This is a genomic window from Cupriavidus sp. USMAA2-4, assembly GCF_001854305.1.
In the GTDB taxonomy this organism is placed as follows: domain Bacteria; phylum Pseudomonadota; class Gammaproteobacteria; order Burkholderiales; family Burkholderiaceae; genus Cupriavidus; species Cupriavidus malaysiensis.
This window is the reverse complement of record NZ_CP017748.1, coordinates 4,006,173-4,024,672: the sequence shown is the minus strand read 5'-3', so window position 1 is coordinate 4,024,672 and position 18,500 is coordinate 4,006,173. Positions and strand designations below refer to the sequence as shown.

The following is an 18,500-nucleotide window of genomic DNA, read 5'->3' as shown; positions in this document are numbered from 1 at the left end:
CGGGCCGCAGGCGCGAGCGGCCCGCTTGCCTGCTGGCGCCTGGTCAGCCTCTACAGCCCCAGCCCCCCGTGCCTCACGCTTCCTGACGCGGCCGGTCGACTCGTATCGGCGCGCCAGCCTCAGGCTGCGCGCTGCGGCATATCGCCGCCACGCACCTGCTGGGCCTCATGCCCGCTGCGGTCGAGCGGGAATACGACGCGGAACACGCTGCCCCGGCCCACTTCGCTGCTGATACGCAGGTCGGCATGGTGGCGCGACAGCACGTGCTTGACAATGGCCAGACCGAGACCGGTCCCGCCGGTATCGCGCGAACGGCTGCGGTCGACGCGGTAGAAGCGCTCAGTCAGGCGCGGGATGTGCTCGGGCGCGATGCCCAGGCCCGTATCGCTGACGGAAAATACCGCATGGCCCTCGTCCATGGCCAGGCGGATACCGATCTGGCCGCCGTCGGGCGTGTAGCGCACGGCGTTCGATACCAGGTTGGCCAGCGCCGAGAACAGTTCCGTTTCCGAGCCGCGCAGGATCACTCCGGCATCCACGTCGCTGGTGATGCGGTGGCGCCCCTGGGACAATGCCTCGGCGTCGTGCAGCAGGTGCGCGATCATACCGTTGACGGGGATCGGCTCGTAGCCCGGCGCCTGGGCGTCGCTTTCCAGCTTGGCCAGCGCCAGCAGGTCCTCGACGATATGCTGCATGCGCATCGACTGCACCAGCATCAGGTCCACGTAGCGGCGGCGGTCCTCCTCCGACACGGGCAGGTCGCGCACGGTCTCCAGGAAACCGGTCAGCACGGTCAGCGGCGTCTTCAGTTCGTGCGAGACGTTGGCGACGAAGTCGCGCCGCATGGCCTCGGTGTTCTCCAGCTTGGTGATGTCCTGCGTCAGCACCAGCTTGCGATTCTCGCCATACGGCAGGATCTGCACGGCGATCACGCCGTGCTTGTGCGAACCCATGTCTCGCATGACCAGGGGGTCATCGAAGCGCTGGCGCATCAGGTACTGGACGAACTCCGGGCGCCGGATCAGGTGGGTGATGCGCTGGCGCACGTCGCGCCGCGCGTTCAGGCCGAGGTGGTGCTCGGCCACGTCGTTGCACCATTCGATCTGGTCGGCATCATCGAGCATCAGCACGCCATTGGGCGAGGCCTGGATGGCCTGGATGAAGCGCAGGTGCTGCTGCTCGACCTGCAGCACCTGCAAGCGCCAGCGTTTGACCAGCCGGTGCAGCCGGTAATACACCTCGCCCCACAGGCCGAGCGCGCTGGGGATCTCGCCGTAGGCGGGCGCATCCAGCACCTTCCACAGGCGGTTGATCTGATAGAGGTAGTAACCCAGTTGCCCGAGCAGGGCCAGGCAGCCCAGCGACAGCGCCCAGACCGGGCCGCGCCAGAGGTAGAGCCCGGCCGACGCGACGGCCACGCTGATCAGGATGGCCGCCGAACGGGCCCAGATGACGTTCATCGGACATTCAAGGCGCGGCCGGACAGCCGCGCCAAACGATAGTTGCGCAGGAGTGTGCCATGAACGGAGCGCCGGCGCAGCCGCCGGGCCTCGGCCGTCAGGCGCCGGGAGCGCGCGCGAGGCGGTAGCCGCTGCCGCGCACCGTCTCGATCATATTGCTGTATCCGCCCGGCGTCAGGGCCGCGCGCAAGCGCTTGATATGGACGTCCACCGTGCGCTCTTCGACGAACACGTGGTCGCCCCACACCTGATCCAGCAACTGCGAGCGGCTGTGGACGCGCTCCGGATGGGTCATCAGGAAGTGCAGCAGGCGGAACTCCGTCGGCCCAAGATCCAGCTTGATCGCCTCGCCGCCCGTATCCTGGCCCGTGACGCGATGGGTGGCTGGATCGAGGCGCAGACCATTGATGGCGACCACGTCGTCGGTCAGCTGCGGCGCGCGGCGGCGCAGCACCGCCTTGATCCGCGCCAGCAGCTCCTTCGGCGAGAACGGCTTGGTGACGTAGTCGTCGGCGCCCGCCTCCAGACCCATCACCTTGTCCTGCTCCTCGCTGCGCGCGGTCAGCATGATGATGGGGATCTGCTTGGTGCGATCGTTGTTGCGCAGTTCCTTCGCGAAATTGACGCCCGACTTGCCCGGAAGCATCCAGTCGAGCAGCACGAGATCCGGCAGCACGTCACTCATCAGCGACAACGCCTGCTCGGCGTTATACGCGCGAATCGGATAGTGGCCGGCGTGCTGGAGGTTGACCGCGATCAGTTCGGCGATGGCCGGTTCATCCTCGACGACAAGAATACTGCTAGGCATATGCGATGTTCTCCCGATCAGCTCAACGCTTCGCGCTCCATGTCCTCACGCGAGGCATGGCGCACGTCGGTTCCCTTGACGATATAGATAATGAATTCTGCGATGTTCTTGGCGTGGTCGCCGATGCGCTCGACGGCCTTGGCCACGAAGAGGAAATCCAGCGCCACCGAGATGGTGCGCGGATCTTCCATCATATAGGTGATCAACTTGCGCACGAAGGCACGGAATTCGTCGTCGATCGCCTTGTCTTCCTTGACGATGCGGGCGGCGGCCACCGTGTCGAGGCGGGCGAAGGCATCCAGCGCCTGGCGCAACAGCGCGATGGCCATGTCGCCGGACAGCTTGACCTCGGAGTAGTTGATATTGTGCCCCGCCGCATCCTCCATGATGTGCTTGGTGCGCTTGGCGATCTTGTCCGCCTCGTCGCCCGCGCGCTCGAGGTTGGTGATGGTCTTGGAGATGGCCATCACCAGGCGCAGGTCGCGCGCGGTCGGCTGGCGGCGCGCGATGATATTGCCGCAGTCGGCGTCGATCTCGACTTCCATCGCATTGACCTGCTGCTCGCGCGCGATGACCTGGTCGGCCTGGTCGGCATCGAAGTCGGCCAGCGCGCGCATGGCGCGCTCGATCTGCGACTCGACCAGCCCGCCCATCTGCAGCAGCTTGGTGTTGATGGCGTTGAGGTCGGCGTCGAATTGGGTAGACAGGTGCTTGTCGGTCATGGTGTCCTCCTGGCCGCGAACCGGTCGCCGCACGTGCGGCATGGACCGGAATCGAACGGGCCGATGGCGATCAGCCGAAACGGCCGGTGATGTAGTCTTCCGTTTCCTTGCGATGCGGCTTGATGAAGATCTTCTCGGTCTCGCCGAACTCGATCAGCTCGCCCAGGTACATGTAGGCGGTGTAGTCCGAGCAGCGCGCCGCCTGTTGCATATTGTGCGTCACGATGACGACGGTGTACTCGTCCTTCAGCTCGGCGATCAGCTCCTCGATGCGGCCGGTCGAGATCGGGTCGAGCGCCGAGCACGGCTCGTCGAGCAGCAGGACTTCGGGGCGGATGGCGATGCCGCGCGCGATGCACAGGCGCTGCTGCTGGCCACCCGACAGACCATAGCCCGACTGGTGCAGCTTGTCCTTGGCTTCGTTCCACAGCGCCGCCTTGGTCAGGGCCCACTCCACGCGGTCGTCCATTTCCGAGCGCGACAGCTTCTCGAACAGGCGCACGCCGAAGGCGATGTTGTCGTAGATGGACATCGGGAACGGCGTCGGCTTCTGGAACACCATGCCGACCTTGGCGCGCAGCAGGGCGATGTCCTGGCGGCTGGTCAGCAGGTTCTCGCCGTCCATGTTGATCTCGCCCTCGGCACGCTGCTCCGGGTAGAGCGCGTACATCTTGTTGAAGGTACGCAGCAGCGTCGACTTGCCGCAGCCGGACGGGCCGATGAAGGCCGTCACCTTGCGGTCGGGAATCGACATATTGATGTTCTTCAGCGCATGGAACTGACCATAGAAGAAGTTCAGGTTGCGCACGTCGATCTTGGCACGGACGGTGTCGGGGATGTCGATGACGGTCGAAGTCATGCTCTTGTCTCGCGGAAATTCGTTGGCAATCGGCGCGGCTGGCGCCTTACTTCTTGAACATCATGCGCGCCAGGATATTCAGCGCGAGCACACCGATGGTGATCAGGAACACGCCCGCCCAGGCCAGCTGCTGCCATTCGGTGAACGGGCTCATGGCAAAGCGGAAGATGGTCACCGGCAGGTTGGCCATCGGCTTGTTCAGGTCGGAGCTCCAGAACTGGTTCGACAGCGCGGTGAACAGCAGCGGCGCGGTTTCGCCGGCGATACGCGCAACCGCCAGCAGCACGCCGGTGATGATGCCCGCATAGGACGACTTCACCGTGATCGACAGCACCATCTTCCACTTGGGCGTACCCAGGGCGAAGGCGGCCTCGCGCAAGGCGTTGGGCACCAGGTTCAGCATGTTCTCGGTGGTGCGCACCACGATCGGCACCTGCAGCAGGGCCAGCGCGCAGACCCCGGCCCAGCCGGAGAAGTGCCCCATGCGGGTGACCACCAACGCATAGACGAACAGGCCGATGACGATCGAAGGCGCCGACAGCAGGATGTCGTTGATGAAACGGACCACGCTGGCCAGCGGACCGGCCTTGCCGTACTCGGCCAGGTAGATGCCGGCCAGGATGCCCAGCGGCGTGCCGAACAGCGTGGCAAGCCCGACCATGGCGAAGCTGCCGAAGATGGCGTTGGCGAGGCCGCCGCCGGCCGTGTTCGGCGCCGGCGTCATCTGCGTGAACAGGTCCATCGACAGGCCGCCCACGCCGAGCGTGACGGTGGTCCACAGTATCCATGCGAGCCAGAACAGGCCGAAGGCCATGGCCCCCAGCGACGCGGCCAGCGCAAACAGGTTGGTGCGGCGGCGGCGCGCCTGCAAGCGGGCACGTACCGCGTCGGCGTCCTGGTGGACGGCCGGGATCGAGGAAGTCGAAATCGTGGCTTGGCTGGTTTGGCTCATTTTGCCCCCTCATTCTTGGCCAGGCGCAGCAGCAGCAGCTTGGACAGCGCGAGCACGACGAAGGTGATGAAGAAGAGGATCAGGCCCAGCTCCATCAGCGCGGCCGTGTGCAGGCCTGCGCCCGCCTCGGCGAACTCGTTGGCCAGCGCCGAGGTGATGCTGTTGCCCGGCGAGAACAGCGAAACGTTGTCGAGCAGGTTGGTGTTGCCGATCACGAAGGTCACGGCCATGGTCTCGCCCAGAGCCCGGCCCAGGCCGAGCATCACGCCGCCGATCACGCCAGCGCGGGTGTAGGGCAGCACGACGCGCCACATCACCTCCCAGGTGGTGCAGCCTACACCGTATGCCGACTCCTTCAGCAGGACCGGCGTCACTTCGAACACATCGCGCATCACGGAGGCGATGTAGGGAATGATCATGATGGCCAGGATCACGCCGGCACACAGCAGGCCGATGCCCAGCGGAGCGCCCTGGAACAGCTTGCCGATCACCGGCACCTGCCCGATCGTGGCGGCCAGCGGCTTCTGGAAATACTCGCCAAAGATCGGCGCGAACACCAGCAGGCCCCACATGCCGTAGACGATCGACGGCACCGCGGCGAGCAGTTCGATCGCGGTCCCCAGCGGGCGGCGCAGCCAGGCCGGCGACAGTTCGGTCAGGAACAGGGCAATGCCGAAGCTGACCGGCACGGCGATGATCAGCGCGATGATCGAGGTCACGATGGTGCCGTAGATGGGCACCAGCGCGCCATAGACATCCGCGGGGGGATCCCACTCGGCAGCCCAGAGAAAGCGCAGTCCGAACGTCTGGATCGACGGCCAGGCGCTGATCGCCAGCGAGACGATGATGCCGCCCAGCAGCAGCAGCGTCACGATGGCTGCTGCCCGGGTCAGGCCGCCGAACAGGAGGTCGCCAGCCCGGCTTGGGGGGCGCACGGCGGGGAGGTCGGACGAGGTCGCCATGTTGTCGAGTGGAAACAGTAAATTCGTTGGGAAGCCGGCCCGGCGCACCGGGCCGGCTCGTCAGGACGCGCGGGCGTCCCGGGAGGTCAGGCGTCGTTCAACCGATCGCGATCCGTTGATCAGTTGTACAGCGCCTTGCCCGAGCCGTCCTTGACGCTGGTCTTCCAGGTATTGCGGATCTGGTTCACGACCGACTCCGGCAGCGGCACGTAGTCCAGCTCGGTGGCCAGATGGCCGCCGCTCTTGTATGCCCAGTCGAAGAACTTCAGCACTTCGGTGCCCTGTGCCGGCTTCTCCTGGTTCTTATGGACCAGGATGAAGGTTGCGCCGGCGATCGGCCACGCGGTCTTGCCCGGCTCGTTGGTCAGGATCTGGTAATAGGTCTTGCTCCAGTCGGCACCGGCGGCGGCGGCCTTGAAACCATCGTCGCTCGGCTGCACCACCGTACCCGCGGCATTCTTCATGCTCAGGTAGGTCATCTTGTTCTGCTTGGCGTAGGCGTACTCGACGTAGCCGATGGCACCGTTCAGGCGCTGGACGAAGGCGGCCACGCCTTCGTTGCCCTTGCCACCGGTACCGCCGCCCGGCCAGTTGACCGTGGTGCCCTCACCCACGGAGCCCTTCCAGTCGGCGCTGACCTTGGACAGGTAGTTGGTGAAGATGAAGGTGGTGCCCGAACCGTCGGCACGGCGCACCGGCAGGATGTCCTGGCTCGGCAGCTTGGCGTGCGGGTTCAGCGCCTTGATGGCAGGATCGTCCCACTTCTTGATCTTGCCCAGGTAGATGTTGGCCAGCACGTCGCCGGTGATGACCAGTTCACCCGGCTTGATGCCCGGCAGGTTGATCACGGGCACCACGCCGCCGATCACCGTCGGGAACTGTACCAGGCCTTGCTTGGCGAGTTCTTCGTCCTTCAGCGGTGCATCCGATGCGCCGAAGTCCACGGTCTTGGCGCCGATCTGCTTGATGCCGCCCGACGAACCGATGGACTGGTAGTTGACCTTGTTACCCGTTGCTTTTTGGTATGCGTCGGCCCACTTGGAATAGACGGGCGCGGGGAAGGACGCGCCAGCACCGGTAATTTCCGCCGCGAACGCAGTGCCCACCACCAACAACGATGCGATGCCTGCCACGGCAGTCTTGACCAGCTTCATATGTCCTCCAGAGAACAGGGGGTTGGGAATGACAAATTTTTGACAAGTCGAACTCTATGCCCCGTAGATGACAATTCCATGACAGCATCAAATCTTCTTGAAACGTATTGCCCAGCCGAGTCTGCCACCCCGTTTCACCCCTTATTTTCTGACGGTTAATTGCTAAAATAGGAAAAAAGAAATGCCGGGTGCACCCGGCATTTCGTCACATCCGCCAGCCTCCGCTTCAGGAACGAAGCGCCTGCGCCAAGGCCTGGGCCGCGCGTTCCGCGGCATCGGCCTGCTCGGCCTCGACCATCACGCGAACCACAGGCTCGGTCCCCGATGCACGGATCAACACCCGCCCGCGCCCCTCCAGTTCCGGCTCCACCCGGGCACGGGCGGCCTGCAGGCCGGCGTGGCTCTGCCAGTCGAAGCCCTTCTCCACGCGCACGTTGATCAGGGTCTGGGGAAACAGCGCCACGCCACCAAGCAGTTCCGCCAGCGGGCGGCCGCTGCGGCGCAGCGCTGCCAGCACCTGCAAGGCCGAGACAATGCCATCGCCCGTGCTATGGCGATCGAGGCACAGCAGGTGGCCTGAGCCCTCGCCTCCCAGTGTCCAGCCGCGCTTGTGCAGTTCCTCCAGCACATAGCGGTCGCCCACTTTGGCGCGCACGAAGCCGATGCCCATGCGCTGGAAGGCCAGCTCCACTGCCATGTTCGTCATCAGGGTACCGACCACGCCTTCCACCTTCTGCCCGGACGCGATGCGGTCGCGCGCGATCAGGTACAGCAGTTCGTCGCCGTTGTAGAGACGGCCGTCGGCATCGACCACCTGCAGGCGGTCCGCGTCGCCATCGAAGGCAAGGCCCAGGTCGGCGCCGCGCGCCTTGACCTCGGCCACCAGCTTCTCCGGCGCGGTCGCGCCATAGCCCGCGTTGATGTTGCGTCCGTCCGGCTGGTTGCCGATGGCGATCACCTCGGCGCCCAGTTCATGGAAGACGTGCGGCGCGATATGGTAGGCGGCGCCATGGGCACAGTCGACCACCAGCTTCAGGCCGTGCAGGTCCTGTTCGTACGGGAAGCTGCTCTTGCAGAACTCGATATAGCGGCCTGCCGCGTCGTCGATGCGCCGCGCTCGGCCCAGTTCGTCCGAAGGCACGCAGCCCATCGGCTGTTCCAGCTCGGCCTCGATCTCCAGCTCCACCGCGTCGGGCAGCTTGTCGCCATCCGCCGAGAAGAACTTGATGCCGTTGTCATAGTAAGGATTGTGGCTGGCCGAGATCACCACGCCGGCCGACAGGCGCAGCGCCCGCGTCAGGTAGGCGATGCCGGGAGTCGGCAGCGGGCCGGTCAGCAGCACGTTGACGCCGGCCGAGGTGAAACCGGCCTCGAGCGCGGCCTCCAGCATATAGCCCGAGATACGGGTGTCCTTGCCGATCAGCACCGTCGGGCGGCCCTGCGCATGCTGGCGCGCGCCATGCGCCAGCACCTTGCCTGCGGCATGGCCGAGGCGCATCACCAGGTCCGGGGTGATCGGCAGTTCTCCTACCTTGCCGCGCACGCCGTCGGTGCCGAAGTATTTGCGAGTCATTGGCTCAATCTCCAGGATTCTGTGTTCGCTATCGGTCGATCCGGTCGCCTCAGCCGTTCGCACCGGCGACCGTCTCATGGCGGACCGCCCACCAGACCTTGAGGGCGTCCACCGTCTGTTCCACATCGTGCACGCGCACGATGAATGCACCGCGTTCCGCCGCGCAGACCGCAGCAGCAATGCTCGCGGCCACGCGCTGCTGCGGGGGTCGGCCGCCCAGGATGGCGCCGAGCGTCGATTTGCGCGACAGCCCCACCAGCAGAGGCAGCCCGTCCGCCGCCAGGCGGGGCTGTTGTGCGAGCAGACGCAGATTATGATCCGGTGTCTTGCCGAAGCCATACCCCGGATCGAGGGATATGCGGGAAGTTTCGACGCCGGCCGCGCGCAAGACCGCGACGCGCCCGGCGAGAAAATCGCGCACCTCCGCCACCACATCGGTATAAACGGGATCCTCCTGCATGGTCTGCGGATCGCGCTGCATATGCATCAAGCACAGTCCGGTTTGGCCACCGGCGACCGCCTCGACCGCGCCGGGCATGCGGAAGCCCCAGATGTCGTTGATCAGGTCGGCGCCTGCGTCCTGTGCGGCACGCATGACCTCCGGCTTATAGGTATCGATGGAGAGCGGTACGCCGCAATCGCGCAGCGCCTCCACCACCGGCAGCACCCGTTCCAGTTCCTGCTCCAGCGGCAGCGCGGCCGAGCCCGGCCGGCTCGATTCCCCGCCGATATCGATGATATCGACGCCCTCGGCGATCATGCGTTCGGCGTGACGCCGCGCCGCATCGAGGCCGGCATGCTGGCCACCATCCGAGAAGGAGTCCGGCGTGACATTGAGGATGCCCATCACCAAGGGGCGGCGGGCCAGGTCGAAACGGAATCGTCCGCACTGGAAGTGCGACGGAGCCGGGGGAAGCGGATTGGACGACATCGGAAGGCAAAGCGGTTGTGATGGGGGCCGGCCCGCCGCCCTGCGCACCGAGCGCACGGGCCGTAGCCGGTTGGGAAAGCGGCACGCGAGCAAGTCAACAAGTGCAAGGCGCGCGGCCGCCGGAATGCAAGAAGCCGGTGCGCATGGCACCGGCTTCCAGGTCATCGGTACTGCACGAACCGGTCAGGCGGCGTTCAGGCCGTCGCCGGTGCGTTGGACGGTGCCACCGGCGAGCCGCCCGAGGGCGTGCTGCCACCGCCACCGCTGGTACCCGTAGCACCGCGCGGCGGGCGCGGCGGCTTGCCGGCCATGATGTCGTTGACCTGGTCGGCGTCGATGGTTTCCCACTCCATCAGCGCGGCCGTCATGGCCTCGACCTTGTCGCGGTTCTCTTCCAGCAGTCGCTTGGCCAGCGCGTACTGGTCGTCGATGATGTGGCGGATCTCGGCGTCGACCTTCTGCTGCGTGGCTTCCGACACGCTCTTGGCGGACATCTTGCCGAACATGCCATCCTGCTCGGTATCCACATAGACCATGGCGCCGAGCGAATCGCTCATGCCGAAGCGGGTCACCATGTCGCGGGCGATCTTGGTGGCGCGCTCGAAGTCGTTGGACGCGCCGGTGCTCATCGCATTGAGGAAGACCTCTTCCGCCGCGCGACCGCCGAACAGGATGGCGATCTCTTCGAGCATGTTGTCCTTGTACTTCGAGTACTTGTCATGCTCGGGCAGTTGCCAGGTCACACCCAGCGCCCAGCCGCGCGGCATGATGGTGACCTTGTGCACCGGATCCGCCTTGGGCAGCAGCTTCGCCACCACCGCGTGGCCGGACTCGTGGTAGGCCGTGGCCTTGCGCTCTTCCTCGCGCATCACGGTCGACTTGCGCTCCGGACCCATGAAGATCTTGTCCTTGGCATCCTCGAAGTCCTGCATGTCGACCACGCGCTTGTTGCGGCGGGCGGCGAACAGCGCGGCCTCGTTGACGAGGTTGGCCAGGTCGGCGCCGGAGAAGCCCGGCGTGCCGCGCGCGATCACCGAAGCGTCGACGTCGTTGCCGATCGGCACCTTGCGCATATGGACGCGCAGGATCTGCTCGCGGCCGCGGATGTCCGGCAGGCCCACGTAGACCTGGCGGTCGAAACGGCCCGGACGCAGCAGCGCCTTGTCCAGCACGTCGGCCCGGTTGGTGGCGGCGATCACGATCACGCCCGAGTTGGCCTCGAAGCCATCCATTTCCACCAGCATCTGGTTCAGGGTCTGCTCGCGCTCGTCGTTGCCGCCGCCCATGCCGGCGCCGCGATGGCGGCCGACCGCATCGATTTCATCGATGAACACGATGCAAGGCGCCTGCTTCTTGGCATTCTCGAACATGTCGCGCACGCGGGCCGCCCCCACGCCGACGAACATCTCGACGAAGTCCGAGCCGGAAATGCTGAAGAACGGCACCTTGGCTTCGCCGGCGATGGCACGCGCCAGCAGCGTCTTGCCGGTACCCGGGGGGCCGACCAGCAACACGCCGCGCGGAATGCGGCCGCCCAGCTTCTGGAATTTCTGCGGGTCCTTCAGGAAGTCGACCAGTTCGACCACTTCTTCCTTGGCCTCGTCGCAGCCGGCGACGTCCTGGAAGGTGACCGCGTTCTGGTTCTCGTCGATCAGGCGCGCGCGGGACTTGCCGAAGGAGAAGGCACCGCCTTTCCCGCCGCCCTGCATCTGCCGCATCATGTAGAACCAGAAGACGATGATCAGCAAGGTCGGCCCGAGGTAGTACAGGGCCTGTACCAGCACGTTCGGCTCGTCATCGGCCTTGCCCGTCACCTGGACGCCGTACTTCATCAGGTCGCCGACCATCCAGATGTCGCCCGGCGAGATGATGGTGTACTTGGCGCCCTCCTTGGGCGTCACGACCAGGTTGCGGCCTTGCACGTCGACCCGGCCCACCTTGCCATTCTTGGCGTCATCCATGAACTGCGAGTAGGTGACGCCCTCCTGGGTGCGGGGCTTGTCGAACTGCTTGAAGACGGTAAACAGGACCAGTGCGATCACCAGCCAGATTGCCGCCTTTTGAAACAGGTTGTTATTCAAGGCCGAACTCCTTTGCGATTGCCTTGCCAACGGATAGCTGCATTGTAATGCAGCGCTCGCCCCCGGGGGGAAACACTGAATTTATGACACCCATAGCCTCGCGGCCAGCGCCCGTTCGCTTGCCGCCGTCCCATGCCGCCAGCGCCGGGCGCGGCGCTGCGGAGATGCCTCCGCATCCACCTGGCGGCCAAGCCAGACGGCAGGCATCTGGCATCAAGCGGCTGTCTTCAGGTAGCGCCCGAGGATGAAGGTCTCGGACGATTTGTCGCGGGAAGCCTTCGGCTTGCGCCGCGCGACCACCTTGAACACCTGCTTGAACTTCTCCACGATCTGACTGTAGCCGCTGCCGTGGAAACACTTTACCAGCAGCGCGCCATCCGGCTTCAGGTGCGCCTGGGCGAAATCCAATGCCAGATCGCACAAGTACTCGATGCGGGCGGCATCGGCGGAAGCCACTCCCGACAGATTGGGGGCCATATCCGACAATACAAGGTCGATTTTTGCACCGCCGGAGGCATCGAGCACCACTTTTTCCAACTGGAGGAACACTTCTTCCTCGCGGAAGTCACCCTGGATGAAGGTCACGTCGGCGATCGGCTCCATCGGCAGCAGGTCGATCGCCACCACAGCACCGTCGATACGGCCATCCTTGGCGCGCGGCGAGGCCGCCAGCTTGTTGCGCACATACTGGCTCCAGCTTCCCGGCGCCGCGCCCAGGTCGACGATGACCTGACCCGGACGGATAAGCTTGTCCTGCTCGTCGATCTCCTTGAGCTTGTACGCAGCGCGGGCGCGATAGCCCTCCCGTTGCGCCATCTTCACATAGGGATCGTTGATATGGTCGTGCAGCCACGACTGGTTGAACTTGTTCTTGGCCATTCCAAACACCGATTAGCGGGAAAGCTACCGCGCGGAGGCCGGCCGCCCCAGGCTTTCCCGTTCAATTTTGCTGATTTTGCCGCCGATGCGGGCCGATTTGACGGATAATACGCGCCAATTCGCTTTGACCGGCCGCCCCCGGCCCCGTATGCGCCGCTCGCCGGCGCCTGACCCTATGCCCGCACTCCAACTCATCCCCGCCCAGCGCTCCGAACTCCGCTCCCGCGCCCACGGCCTCAATCCGGTCGTGATGATCGGCGCCGAGGGCCTCACGCCGGCGGTGCTCGCGGAAATCGACCGCAGCCTGGCGGCTCACGACCTGATCAAGATCCGCGTGTTCGGCGACGAACGCGAAGCCCGCATCGCCATCTACGAGGCGATCTGCGAGGCGCTGGATGCCGCCCCGATCCAGCACATCGGCAAGCTGCTGGTGGTGTGGCGCCCGGGTCCTGCACGCCTGAAGGAAAACCAGCCCGGCGAGCTGCCCCGCCAGGCTCAGCGCAAGGGCTCCGCCCCGCGCACCGTCACGGTCCGCAAGCCCAGCGCGGCGCCGAACCGGCGCCCGACGCGCAAGCAGGTGACGGTACTGGGCAATGAACGTGTCACCGCCGGCGGCAACGTCAAACGCGCACGTCAGCGCCCGGCCAGCCAGAAGAAGAAGGCACTGGGCTGAAGCCCGCCCGCCGGGGCGCCAGCCCCGGCCGTCCGCGCCGCGCAGTCGGCACGGACACTGCGCTCACTCGCCGGCCGAACGCGGTGCCGCGGCGCGCCAGACCAGCACCAGGGCCAACACGCTCTGCAGCAGATAGAAACCGCTGGAAATCCCGTGCAGCATGCCGAAATCCCCACGGTAGGGCGATTCGGAAACCCCCACGCCCAGTGCATGGGCCTTGGCCTTGAGCGCCTCCATGAACGGCTGCACACCGAAATAGCCGGCCAGCACGCAGCACAACATGGCCAGCACCAGCCAGCGCAGTGCACGGTAGCGGACCGCGCCACGCCGGATCATCACATTGCAAAGCACCAACTGCAGCACGCCGACCACCACGCCGAGCACGGCCTCGGTGTAGAACAGCTGGCCTGCGACCATGCCTGCGGTCTCGCGGCTCGGCAGGATCGAGAACAGCGTCGGCGCCACCATATAGCCCACCGTCCACAGGCTGCCTGCCCAGATCACGGTCAGCAGCAGGAAGATGCGGTGCGGCAATGGCGGCAGGCTGGCGTAGGAGGCGGAGAACACGGCTGGGTGTCGGCGTTTGTCGGCGTGGCGTGATCGTAGTCGGCCCGGTGGCGCGCAGCAGCCGGCATTGCGGCCGGCCGCGCCCGCCAGCGCCTCAGACGTAGCTGACGGTGATGACTTCGTACTCGCGCTCGCCGCCCGGTGCCAACACCGTGGCCACGTCGCCCTCGAACTTGCCGATCAGGGCACGGGCGATCGGCGAGCTCACCGAGATCTTGCCGCTCTCGAGATCGGCCTCATCGTCGCCGACGATCTGGTAGCGCACTGCACTGCCCGACTCGAGATCCTCGAGGTCGACCGTGGCACCGAACACGATGCGGCCGTCGGTGTCGAGCTGGGTCGGATCGATGACCTGCGCAGCCGACAGCTTCGACTCCACCTCGAGGATGCGGCCTTCGATAAAAGCCTGCTTTTCCTTGGCGGCGTCGTACTCGGCGTTTTCGGACAGGTCACCCTGGGCACGCGCCTCGGCGATCGCGTTGATCACGGCCGGACGTTCGACGGCCTTCAGGCGGTGCAGTTCCTCCTTGAGCAGTTCTGCGCCGCGCTTGGTAATCGGAATGGTGCTCATGTCTTTGTTCGGCAAAAAAATGAGCCGCAGCGGAGCGGGGTCCGTGCCCGGCCTGCTGGCCATGGGCACTTCCGCTCAACCGCGGCTTTCGGTTTCGATCGACCGGCACACCCGGCGACGCCGGGCATCGCCGTTCGATCAGCGAATTTCACGTTAGTTTAGGCCAAGACGCCTGCCGGCAGCAACCATCGCTGCCGGCAGGCCCCCGGAACGGGGGGCACAACGGCCTCCCCGTCCCGCCCCGCTCCCGGCGAGGACTTGCGGGGCAGCCGCGCAGGTACCTCAGGCGCCGGCGGCGAGTTCCGCGTGCAGGCCCTGCAGGTCGTAGACCTCCAGGCTCTGCATGTGCTTCAGGCCTTCCACCGCGGCGCGGGCGCCGGCGATGGTGGTGTAGTACGGCACGCGGTGGGCCAGCGCCGAGATGCGGATCGAGCGCGAGTCGGCGATGGCGGTGCGGGTCTCGTCCACCGTGGTGAAGACCAGCGCCAGCTCACCGTTCTTGAGCATGTCGACGATATGCGGGCGACCGTCCTTGACCTTGTTCACCACGCGCACCGGAATGCCCGCCGCCTCGATGGCCGAGGCGGTGCCGCGGGTGGCGACGATCGGATAGCCCAGGTCGTGCAGCATGCGGGCCACGCCGACCGCGCGCGGCTTGTCGCTGTCCTTGACGGTGATCAGCACCGTGCCCTTGGCCGGCAGGCGCGAACCGGCAGCGAGCTGGCTCTTGAAGAGCGCTTCACCGAAGGTCTTGCCCACGCCCATCACTTCGCCGGTGGAGCGCATCTCGGGTCCGAGCACCGGGTCGACGCCGGGGAACTTGTTGAAGGGGAACACTGCTTCCTTGACGCTGAAGTACGGCGGCACCACCTCGGCGGCGACGCCCTGCGAGTCCAGCGACTGGCCCGCCATGCAGCGCGCCGCGATCTTGGCCAGCGACAGGCCGGTGGCCTTCGACACGTAGGGCACGGTACGCGAGGCGCGCGGGTTCACTTCCAGCACGTAGACGGTATCCTTGCCGTCGGCCTGCTGGATGGCGAACTGCACGTTCATCAGGCCGACCACGTTCAGCGCCTTGGCCATGGCGGCGGTCTGGCGCTTCAGCTCGTCGACCGTCTCCTGCGCCAGCGAGTACGGCGGCAGCGAGCAGGCGGAGTCGCCGGAGTGCACGCCGGCCTGCTCGATGTGTTCCATCACGCCGCCGATGAAGACGCGCTGGCCGTCGCACAGGGCGTCCACGTCGCATTCGATGGCGTCGTTGAGGAAGCGGTCGAGCAGCACCGGGGAGTCGTTCGACACCTTGACTGCCTCGCGCATGTAGCGCTCGAGATCGCGCGGCTCATGCACGATCTCCATGGCGCGGCCGCCCAGCACGTAGGAGGGGCGCACCACCAGCGGATAGCCGATCTCCTCGGCCAGGCGCAGCGCTTCGTCCTCGGCACGCGCGGTGCGGTTGGGCGGCTGGCGCAGGCCCAGTTCCTGCAGCAGCTTCTGGAAACGCTCGCGGTCCTCGGCGGCGTCGATCATGTCGGGGCTGGTGCCGATGATGGGCACGCCGTTGGCTTCCAGGTCCAGCGCCAGCTTCAGCGGGGTCTGGCCGCCATACTGGACGATCACGCCGACCGGCTTCTCCTTGTCGACGATCTCCAGCACGTCCTCCAGCGTCAACGGCTCGAAGTACAGGCGGTCGGAGGTGTCGTAATCGGTCGACACGGTCTCCGGGTTGCAGTTGACCATGATGGTCTCGTAGCCATCCTCGCGCAGCGCGAGCGCTGCGTGCACGCAGCAATAGTCGAACTCGATGCCCTGCCCGATCCGGTTCGGGCCGCCGCCCAGCACCATGATCTTCTTGCGGTCGGTCGGGTCGGCCTCGCACTCGCCGTGCTCGGCCTCGTAGGTCGAGTACATGTAGGCGGTGTTGGTGCCGAACTCGGCCGCGCAGGTGTCGACGCGCTTGTAGACCGGGCGCACGTTCTTGGCGACGCGGGCTTCGCGCACCGACTTCGCATCCGTCTTCAGCAGCCTGGAGAGGCGGCGGTCGGAGAAGCCCTTCTGCTTGAGCAGGCGCAGTTCGGCGGCGGACAGGCTGTCCAGCGTGCGCGCCTTGACCAGGCCCTCGGTCTTGACGATGTCCTCGATCTGGGCCAGGAACCACGGATCGATATCGGTCTCGGCATGGACCTCTTCCAGCGACATGCCGATACGGAAGGCATCGCCCACGTACCAGATGCGGTCCGGACCCGCCTCGCCGATCTCTTCGACGATCTCGTCGCGGTCGGCCGACTTCTCGTCCAGGCCGTCCACGCCCACTTCGAGGCCGCGCAGGGCCTTCTGGAACGACTCCTGGAAGGTGCGGCCCATCGCCATCACCTCGCCCACCGACTTCATCTGCGTGGTCAGGTGGCTGTCGGCCTGCGGGAACTTCTCGAAGGCAAAGCGCGGCACCTTGGTGACCACGTAGTCGATCGAGGGCTCGAACGAAGCCGGGGTCAGGCCACCGGTGATCTCGTTCTTCAGTTCGTCCAGCGTATAGCCCACCGCCAGTTTGGCGGCGACCTTGGCGATCGGGAAGCCGGTGGCCTTCGAGGCCAGGGCCGACGAACGCGACACGCGCGGGTTCATCTCGATGACGATCATGCGACCGTCCTTCGGATTGATCGAGAACTGCACATTGGAGCCGCCGGTATCGACGCCGATCTCGCGCAGCACGGCCAGCGAGGCATTGCGCAGGATCTGGTATTCCTTGTCGGTCAGCGTCTGCGCGGGCGCCACGGTGATCGAGTCACCGGTGTGGATGCCCATCGGGTCCAGGTTCTCGATCGAGCAGATGATGATGCAGTTGTCCGCCTTGTCGCGGACCACTTCCATCTCGTACTCCTTCCAGCCCAGCAGCGACTCTTCGATCAGCAGTTCGCGGGTCGGCGACAGGTCGAGACCGCGCTTGCAGATCTCCTCGAACTCTTCGCGGTTGTAGGCGATGCCGCCGCCGGTGCCGCCCAGCGTGAAAGACGGGCGGATCACGATCGGATAGCCGCTGGTACTGGTCTCGCGGGCGATCTGCGCCTGCACGGCCACGGCCTCGTCCATCGAATGGGCGATGCCAGACTTGGCCGAACCCAGGCCGATCTTGGTCATCGCGTCCTTGAACTTCTGGCGGTCCTCGGCCTTGTCGATGGCCTCGGGCGACGCGCCGATCAGTTCGACCTTGTACTTCTCCAGCACGCCGTTGCGGTGCAGGTCGAGCGCGCAGTTCAGCGCGGTCTGGCCACCCATGGTCGGCAGGATGGCATCCGGACGCTCCTTGGCGATGATGCGCTCCACCACTTCCCAGGTGATCGGCTCGATGTAGGTGACGTCCGCCGTGTTCGGGTCCGTCATGATGGTCGCCGGGTTCGAGTTGACCAGGATGACCTTGAAGCCTTCCTCGCGCAGGGCCTTGCAGGCCTGTGCGCCGGAGTAGTCGAACTCGCACGCCTGGCCGATGATGATGGGACCCGCGCCGATGATCAGGATGCTTTTGATGTCTGTGCGTTTTGGCATTGCACGCTCTCTTTGTAGGCGCGGCGCGCTTGCGCGCGGCGCCGGATGTCAGGTGTTCAGTTCAGGGTGGCCGTGGCCAGCTTGGCGCCGAAGCCGATGAACATGGCGCCCACGCCGCTCGCCATGCCGGCCGACAGGCGTTGCCGGCGACGGAAGGCCTCGGCCAGCCGGGCGCCCATGAAGATGATGGTGGTCAGGTAGGCGAAGCTGCATACCTGGCACACCAGCCCCAGCACGACGAAGGACAGTGCCGGCAAGGCGAAGCCCGGGTCCACGAACTGGATGAAGAAGGAAATGAAGAACAGGATGGCCTTGGGATTCAGCAGGCTGATCACCAGCGCCTTGCGGAAGGGATCGGCCTCGCGCGCCAGCGTGGGCGCGGCTGCCTGCGGCCGTGCCGCCGCCGCGCCGCGCGCGCGCCAGCCACGCAGCGCGCCACGCAGCATCTGCAGGCCGATCCAGCCCAGGTAAGCGGCGCCCACGTACTTGACCACGTGGAACAGCGCCGGACTCGCCTTCAGCAGCGAGGCCACGCCGGCGGCCGACAACACCATCAGGATGGCATCGCCCAGGAACACACCGCAGGCACCCTTGTAGCCGGCGCGCACACCGCGCTGCGCGGCCACCGACAGCACGAACATCGAGTTCGGCCCCGGCAGCAGCACGATGAATACCGTGCCGAGCACAAAGGTCCAGAAATCGGTGATGCCGAGCGTGGCGTGCATGAATGCGTTCATGGTGGTTCCTGCCTGCGTCCTTGTCCCTTGC

At 65.9% G+C, this 18,500-nt stretch carries 16 protein-coding genes; 1 reads left to right on the top strand and 15 read right to left on the bottom strand.

Features of this window, described 5'->3' with window-relative positions:
• Positions 1 to 119: 119 nt before the first annotated feature.
• The 11 genes from phoR to BKK79_RS17875 form a co-directional block, all read right to left on the bottom strand.
• A complete protein-coding gene (phoR, locus tag BKK79_RS17925) occupies positions 120 to 1,460 on the bottom strand; it encodes a phosphate regulon sensor histidine kinase PhoR (RefSeq protein ID WP_071014073.1) in 1,341 nt (446 codons plus the stop codon).
• A 97-nt stretch (positions 1,461 to 1,557) separates the two neighbouring features.
• A complete protein-coding gene (phoB, locus tag BKK79_RS17920) occupies positions 1,558 to 2,268 on the bottom strand; it encodes a phosphate regulon transcriptional regulator PhoB (protein WP_071014076.1) in 711 nt (236 codons plus the stop codon).
• Between the two features lie 17 nt (positions 2,269 to 2,285).
• Positions 2,286 to 2,990, bottom strand: coding sequence for a phosphate signaling complex protein PhoU (gene phoU / locus BKK79_RS17915; protein ID WP_071014078.1), 705 nt, complete (start codon positions 2,988 to 2,990; stop codon positions 2,286 to 2,288).
• 70 nt (positions 2,991 to 3,060) lie between these two features.
• Entirely contained in the window at positions 3,061 to 3,849 is a 789-nt protein-coding gene (pstB, locus tag BKK79_RS17910) for a phosphate ABC transporter ATP-binding protein PstB (protein ID WP_071014081.1), read from the bottom strand.
• A gap of 46 nt (positions 3,850 to 3,895) precedes the next feature.
• A complete protein-coding gene (gene pstA, locus BKK79_RS17905; protein ID WP_071014083.1) occupies positions 3,896 to 4,801 on the bottom strand; it encodes a phosphate ABC transporter permease PstA in 906 nt (301 codons plus the stop codon).
• Complete coding sequence (gene pstC, locus BKK79_RS17900; protein ID WP_071038168.1) at positions 4,798 to 5,763, bottom strand: phosphate ABC transporter permease PstC; 966 nt, start codon at positions 5,761 to 5,763, stop codon at positions 4,798 to 4,800. The genes pstA and pstC overlap by 4 nt, the downstream gene beginning before the upstream one ends.
• Before the next feature lie 119 nt (positions 5,764 to 5,882).
• On the bottom strand, positions 5,883 to 6,917 hold the full coding sequence (gene pstS / locus BKK79_RS17895) for a phosphate ABC transporter substrate-binding protein PstS (protein ID WP_071014086.1): 1,035 nt from the start codon (positions 6,915 to 6,917) through the stop codon (positions 5,883 to 5,885).
• A 226-nt stretch (positions 6,918 to 7,143) separates the two neighbouring features.
• Positions 7,144 to 8,490: a phosphoglucosamine mutase gene (gene glmM, locus BKK79_RS17890; RefSeq protein ID WP_071038167.1), complete on the bottom strand. Its 1,347-nt coding sequence runs from the start codon at positions 8,488 to 8,490 to the stop codon at positions 7,144 to 7,146.
• Between the two features lie 49 nt (positions 8,491 to 8,539).
• Positions 8,540 to 9,421 (bottom strand): dihydropteroate synthase, encoded by an 882-nt coding sequence (gene folP, locus BKK79_RS17885; RefSeq protein ID WP_071038166.1) that lies wholly within the window; start codon positions 9,419 to 9,421, stop codon positions 8,540 to 8,542.
• Between the two features lie 194 nt (positions 9,422 to 9,615).
• Positions 9,616 to 11,502 carry an ATP-dependent zinc metalloprotease FtsH gene (ftsH, locus tag BKK79_RS17880; RefSeq protein WP_071014094.1) on the bottom strand — a complete coding sequence of 629 codons (1,887 nt, stop codon included), beginning with the start codon at positions 11,500 to 11,502 and terminating at the stop codon, positions 9,616 to 9,618.
• A 213-nt stretch (positions 11,503 to 11,715) separates the two neighbouring features.
• Entirely contained in the window at positions 11,716 to 12,381 is a 666-nt protein-coding gene (locus tag BKK79_RS17875) for an RlmE family RNA methyltransferase (protein WP_071014097.1), read from the bottom strand.
• 175 nt (positions 12,382 to 12,556) lie between these two features.
• Between BKK79_RS17875 and BKK79_RS17870 the strand changes: the two genes are divergently transcribed.
• Positions 12,557 to 13,054 carry a YhbY family RNA-binding protein gene (locus BKK79_RS17870; protein ID WP_071014099.1) on the top strand — a complete coding sequence of 166 codons (498 nt, stop codon included), beginning with the start codon at positions 12,557 to 12,559 and terminating at the stop codon, positions 13,052 to 13,054.
• Between the two features lie 63 nt (positions 13,055 to 13,117).
• On the opposite strand, the gene BKK79_RS17865 is transcribed toward BKK79_RS17870, so the two are convergent.
• From BKK79_RS17865 to leuE, 4 genes are all read right to left on the bottom strand, one after another.
• On the bottom strand, positions 13,118 to 13,621 hold the full coding sequence (locus BKK79_RS17865) for a DUF4149 domain-containing protein (RefSeq protein ID WP_071014102.1): 504 nt from the start codon (positions 13,619 to 13,621) through the stop codon (positions 13,118 to 13,120).
• Between the two features lie 94 nt (positions 13,622 to 13,715).
• Positions 13,716 to 14,192 carry a transcription elongation factor GreA gene (gene greA / locus BKK79_RS17860; RefSeq protein WP_071016471.1) on the bottom strand — a complete coding sequence of 159 codons (477 nt, stop codon included), beginning with the start codon at positions 14,190 to 14,192 and terminating at the stop codon, positions 13,716 to 13,718.
• A 282-nt stretch (positions 14,193 to 14,474) separates the two neighbouring features.
• Complete coding sequence (carB, locus tag BKK79_RS17855; protein ID WP_071038165.1) at positions 14,475 to 17,732, bottom strand: carbamoyl-phosphate synthase large subunit; 3,258 nt, start codon at positions 17,730 to 17,732, stop codon at positions 14,475 to 14,477.
• A 56-nt stretch (positions 17,733 to 17,788) separates the two neighbouring features.
• Entirely contained in the window at positions 17,789 to 18,469 is a 681-nt protein-coding gene (leuE, locus tag BKK79_RS17850) for a leucine efflux protein LeuE (RefSeq protein ID WP_071014106.1), read from the bottom strand.
• Positions 18,470 to 18,500: the final 31 nt, after the last annotated feature.